We start from the raw sequence: 4,838 nt of genomic DNA on the forward strand, positions 1-4,838 counted from the left end.
GGATGGCGAGAATTAATCCAGCAAAGATAAACAGAACTGATCCGACTCGTAGCACTATTTCCACATTAGCGCTGGCTCCAATTACAGCAAAAAATACCTGCATCAGCAGATAGCCAATTTTTTCTGCAGCCGTTATCCTACTTAAATAACTTGGGAATACTGTCGCTAGCATCACAATTAAAACCGTTACCACCAGAATTCCCCCTTTGTTGAAGCCCAACCAGCTAGCGAGACCATAACCTACAGCACAAGCAATCATACTAATAGCTAATGCCAAACTGATCTTGAAAACAGATAGTTGTTGTCGAGACTGGGAATCAAAGATACTAAACTGACTAGAATGAGTATTTTCATGGGAGCGCTGGTTAGGAAAAATTCCCCGTAGCCACTTAATGGAAGGTAAAGAAAACAGCACTAAAAAGTACAAGGTCATCACTAAATTATCTGCTGCTACCCCAGCACTGAGTAAATCTCCTGCTCGTAACCCAGTGCTTTCAGCGGTTGCCGCAAAATTAACTGAACCACCAATATAAGTAGCACAAAAAATTGCTGCCAACTTCCAACCTTCTTCTCCTAAAGGAATCAGATAGTAAGCTACTACTGTGCCTAAAATTGTTCCCACTGCACCAATTCCATAGGCAATTAAAGTAGGTCCAGCCTCTCGCACAATCCTAAACAAGTCAGCTTGGAATAGTAGTAAAGGAATAGCTAATGGAACTAAGTAAGACCAGACCACCCCATAGGTGGGAGCATCCGGTGGGATAATCCTAAGATTAGATAGGATAAACGTTACCAAAATGGTGACAACAGCCCCAGATAGTTTAGCTCCCCAAGGAGTCCGTTCTGCCCAGAATCCAATCGTTGCTGCTGACAGCAACACAGCCCAAAGAGCGAAATCTTGATTAGGATTGATTAGAGAGGTTGCCATGATAGCTATGAGAACCGCTATATATAAATAGGTTATGAATAATAGTGCTAATTTATCACAACATTAAACACTCTTTGGAGCTCTTTCCTACTCCCTATTCCCTGCTCCCTGCTCCCTATTCCCTAACTAGTCAATAATTGATATTATTTATTAATAGTTGATGAATCTTATAGTCAATATAGGTCAACAAATAGCAAAATTTTTCTCCCCTGAGGTTTGGTTACTTAAGGGTTTGAGTAACGATTGAGCCCAGCAAGCCTAGGTAGATCAGCTGATCAGGTGACAATAAGGCTGAAAAGTAGACAGGGGTTAAGTGATGGGTGTTCGGTGCTCGGGACTCTACCCTAAAGAAAGTGAGCTCAACCCAGAGCAAGTCGCCCTCAACAATCAGGCTGAAAACCTGATTAAATCGTTTCTAGCAACAGATGATTACTCGTAATTTTACCCTCAGCTTTAAATCATAATCTTTAATTGTATCATAAACAGAGTCCAGTGGTGACCCTCTGAGGTGTATCAGTTTAAATTGTCAAGGTATCTTCATCTTATCTTTATAAAATTTTTATATTATCTTCATAGTTGAGGGTTGAGTTTTATTAAAAATCTTGATAGATTAAAATCGGCGTTAATTGATAAAAACTATTAATAAGGAGGCATTCGAGATTTAGAGCAGTTCAACCAATGCCTACATTTTTTTCTCGTCCGCTATTTGGTAGTAAGCATTCAGGCGTTGGCCAAAAGCCAAAAGCCAAGGCCACGCTACTTGAGGTGCTTTGTGGCACAGCCTTCGACGCTGTGACGATGTAACTCAGATTAAACGAATGCTTACCCATTTTATTCAAAAGCACAATCTATACCACCATCTGTAGCAGATTAGCTCAATGCTTACCCTAACCCAATAATGCTATACCCGATTTATTGAGCTGCTTCACATTCCTGAATTCAATTCAATTTTGGGGCTTTTAACATTGGGTTTTATCAGAGCATATTCGGTTTTAAAATGCAAATTTTTTAAACTAATAATAAGTTCAAAAGAAGGAGTTAAAAATGTTTACTCAGAAATCCTTCGTAAGTTTGAGTTTAGCAACTACTAAATACTGACTACTAACTCCTTCTGCCGAAAGCAGATCATTTGATTCTAGGAGGTTTAAACTTATGTCTTGCTATTTAAAGACAGCCGTTATCACCCTAAGTACAGCATTAAGCATCGTTATCCCTACCGTAGCTGAGGCAATTACCTTTGGATTTGATTGGACAGGTCAAATTGCTGGCTTTAGCGTTACCGGTTTATTTAGCTATGACGAAACGCAAAGTTATACCGATGGAATCGTCAGGACCAGTGACTTAGATTCTCTGATTGTCTCATTTTTTGATCCTCAAGGCAATTTTTTGAGAACCTATACCGATAATCATTTCGATGCAGGGGTTAACTTCAATTTTGATACTCAAACAAAGCAAATACTCCAATCGGGGACTTACTTTGACCCAGATGGAATCAACATTGGAGATGGCTCCAGAAGCGATGGTTTAACCTTCTGGTCAAAACCACCGCAAAGTAGTACGCCTCACGTCCATGTAGATGATTGGTTGGATGAGTTTGGTTTTCCTATCGGTTTTAGTAGCCATGAAGATGTTGCGTTTCCGACTCGAACCACCCAGGAACTGATTGAGACGGGCAAGGTTGGTGACACCTATATTGATCGACTAACTGAGTTAGAAACAAAAGGACAATTTGCCAAAGTTTCCACGGTTCCTGAACCAACAACATTGATAGGAGTGTTGGGTCTGGGAGGGTGGCTTTTCACTTCAAGTTTACAGCGTCGGAAACAATAGCAGATTTTCCAGCAATTTTATGTCTAAAGGAAAGATTTTTCCATGACAAAAACCCTTATACCCATATGATGCGATCGCGGTAGTGAGAAATCTACAAATCCAGGCACGGGGTGCTTCCCTCTTAGCTGGAAAAGAGGTGAAATTTTTGGTGTTTTTTTTCTTGTACTAGGAGAATAACAATGACAATCAAGACTTTAACTAAAGTAGCAACAGCGATCGTTGGCGGTAGCTTAAGCTTAGGGGTAGTCGGAATCAACTTCGTTGAAGCAGCAACTGTCAAATATAATTTCACAGTGAATCTGGAAAAGAGCTTTTTCCTGACTGGCTCTTCTGAACTCGATATTGCCCCCAATCCTGATTATTACAACGGTGAGTTTACCTTTGACGATTCAAGTTTGACTAAGGTGGGAGCTGAGAGTTTAGGAGTTGACGATGGTTTGTCAATTACCCTATTTAGTGATCCTCGAATAAATGAAGAGGACGACGAGCGTTTCCCAGACTTCCCAACTGTCAATTTCCTAAACGGAGAATTACTGGGGTTAGATTACGATGTAGTTTATCATCCTTTTACCGCCGTTGGTGAATTCTCTGGAGATTTTTTCCGTTTTTCTAATGGTGATTTCACTGACGGTTTCGATCCTACCTTCTATACTCCAGAAGACGAGCCGCGCCAGCCTATTCTCGGAAGTGGAACTGTCACCTATACACTTGTTCCTGAACCAACAACATTGATGGGAATGTTGGGTCTAGGAGGGTGGCTTTTTGCCTCAACCTTAAAACGTCGGAAACAATCATAGATTGTAAGCTATCAGCTATCAGCCGTCAGCCCGCATAAGCTGTTCGCGTAGCGTGCGCGTAGCGCATAAGCTGACGGCTGATAGCTTACATCACTCAAACTGCCAAATCTTAATAGTATTATCTTGAGAACTACTAGCAATGGTAGCACCATCATGGCTAATAGCAACGGTAGTGACAGCGCTTAAATGATCCGTGAGAGTATAGAGCAATTCACCACTACCAGGATGCCAGATTTTGACAGTCTTATCGGCGCTACCACTGATTAAGGTATTCCCTTGAGGGCTAATGGCAATAGATTTAACAGCATTCCCATGTCCGGTGAGAGTAAGCAACGGTTTTTTTGGTATTTGTAAATACCGATCCCTCTTCAGCAACCAAATCTTAATGGTTTTATCAGCACTGCCACTAATTAAGATTTGACCACTAGGGCTAAAGGTGAGTGACTCTACCGATGCCGAATGTCCAGTAATCGTTGCGGCAAGCTTACCAGTTACTAAATTCCAAAGCTTAATGGTTTTGTCAGCACTACCACTAGCTAGCAGTTGTCCATCTTTACTAATAGCTACTGTATTAACGGTTCCTAAATGGCCAAACAAAGTTGTCTGTAATGATGCCTTCTTCAGCATCCAAAGCTTAATAGTCTGATCCGCACTACCACTAGCTATAAGTTGCCCATTGTGACTAATTGCCAGACACTTTACCCAAGCAGAATGTCCACAAAGGGTATGGATTAAATTTCCCGTATACTCATGCCATAGTTTAATGGTATTATCCCAACTGCTACTAGCGATAATTTCTCCATCTGGACTAAACCCAACCGCCTCAATCACATTTAAATGTCCTGAAAGTTTGGCTACCACTGTTTTAGCTTGCCAGTTAAAGATCGTGATAGTTTTATCTGTACTACCACTAACTATAGTTTGTCCATTCGGGCTAAAGGCGATAGAATTAATTCCACTCGACTCTTCAGAAAAGGTATGTACACATTTCCAAGTAGGAGTATCAAACTTAGGGGTAACTGTTGTAGATAAAGACGTTACTGGTATAGCAGCGAAATCCTCTGGTAAACCAAGTGCTGCTAGGACTTGAATGGCTGATTGGTAGCGTTGGTCTGGTAAATTTTCTACCATTTTGTTCAGGATGCGAATAAGCTGCTCACTGACAGGTTGCCTGAGGTAATCGATCCAAACCCACTTCCCTTCTAGACTATTAAACATATCAAAGGGGTGAACGTTGGTAAGCAGATGAATACAGGTCACCCCTAAACTGTACAAATCGCTGG

The 4,838-nt window shown here is 41.1% G+C and carries 5 protein-coding genes; 3 read left to right on the top strand and 2 right to left on the bottom strand.

Features of this window, described 5'->3' with window-relative positions:
• A partial coding sequence (locus F6K53_RS35140) for a DUF819 family protein (RefSeq protein ID WP_293083904.1) occupies positions 1-928 on the bottom strand: 928 nt, incomplete at its 3' end.
• Positions 929-1,606: 678 nt separating this feature from the next.
• Between F6K53_RS35140 and F6K53_RS35145 the strand changes: the two genes are divergently transcribed.
• The 3 genes from F6K53_RS35145 (at position 1,607) to F6K53_RS35155 (ending at position 3,555) form a co-directional block, all read left to right on the top strand.
• Complete coding sequence (locus F6K53_RS35145; RefSeq protein ID WP_269087082.1) at positions 1,607-1,732, top strand: hypothetical protein; 126 nt, start codon at positions 1,607-1,609, stop codon at positions 1,730-1,732.
• A 348-nt stretch (positions 1,733-2,080) separates the two neighbouring features.
• Positions 2,081-2,758, top strand: coding sequence for a PEP-CTERM sorting domain-containing protein (locus tag F6K53_RS35150; protein ID WP_075904055.1), 678 nt, complete (start codon positions 2,081-2,083; stop codon positions 2,756-2,758).
• 179 nt (positions 2,759-2,937) lie between these two features.
• Entirely contained in the window at positions 2,938-3,555 is a 618-nt protein-coding gene (locus F6K53_RS35155; protein ID WP_075904053.1) for a PEP-CTERM sorting domain-containing protein, read from the top strand.
• A gap of 90 nt (positions 3,556-3,645) precedes the next feature.
• Here F6K53_RS35155 and F6K53_RS35160 read toward each other — a convergent pair.
• Positions 3,646-4,838, bottom strand: a 1,193-nt coding sequence (locus tag F6K53_RS35160; RefSeq protein ID WP_293083907.1) for a WD40 repeat domain-containing serine/threonine-protein kinase, incomplete at its 5' end; no start/stop codon positions are given.

This window comes from Moorena sp. SIO4A1, assembly GCF_010672065.1.
GTDB lineage: Bacteria > Cyanobacteriota > Cyanobacteriia > Cyanobacteriales > Coleofasciculaceae > Moorena.

Excerpts from the sequence above, each read along its gene's own strand:
- F6K53_RS35150 (WP_075904055.1), top strand. The coding sequence starts at position 2,081 with ATGTCTTGCTATTTAAAGACAGCCGTTATCACCCTAAGTACAGCATTA.
- F6K53_RS35145 (WP_269087082.1), top strand. The coding sequence starts at position 1,607 with ATGCCTACATTTTTTTCTCGTCCGCTATTTGGTAGTAAGCATTCAGGC.
- F6K53_RS35155 (WP_075904053.1), top strand. The coding sequence starts at position 2,938 with ATGACAATCAAGACTTTAACTAAAGTAGCAACAGCGATCGTTGGCGGT.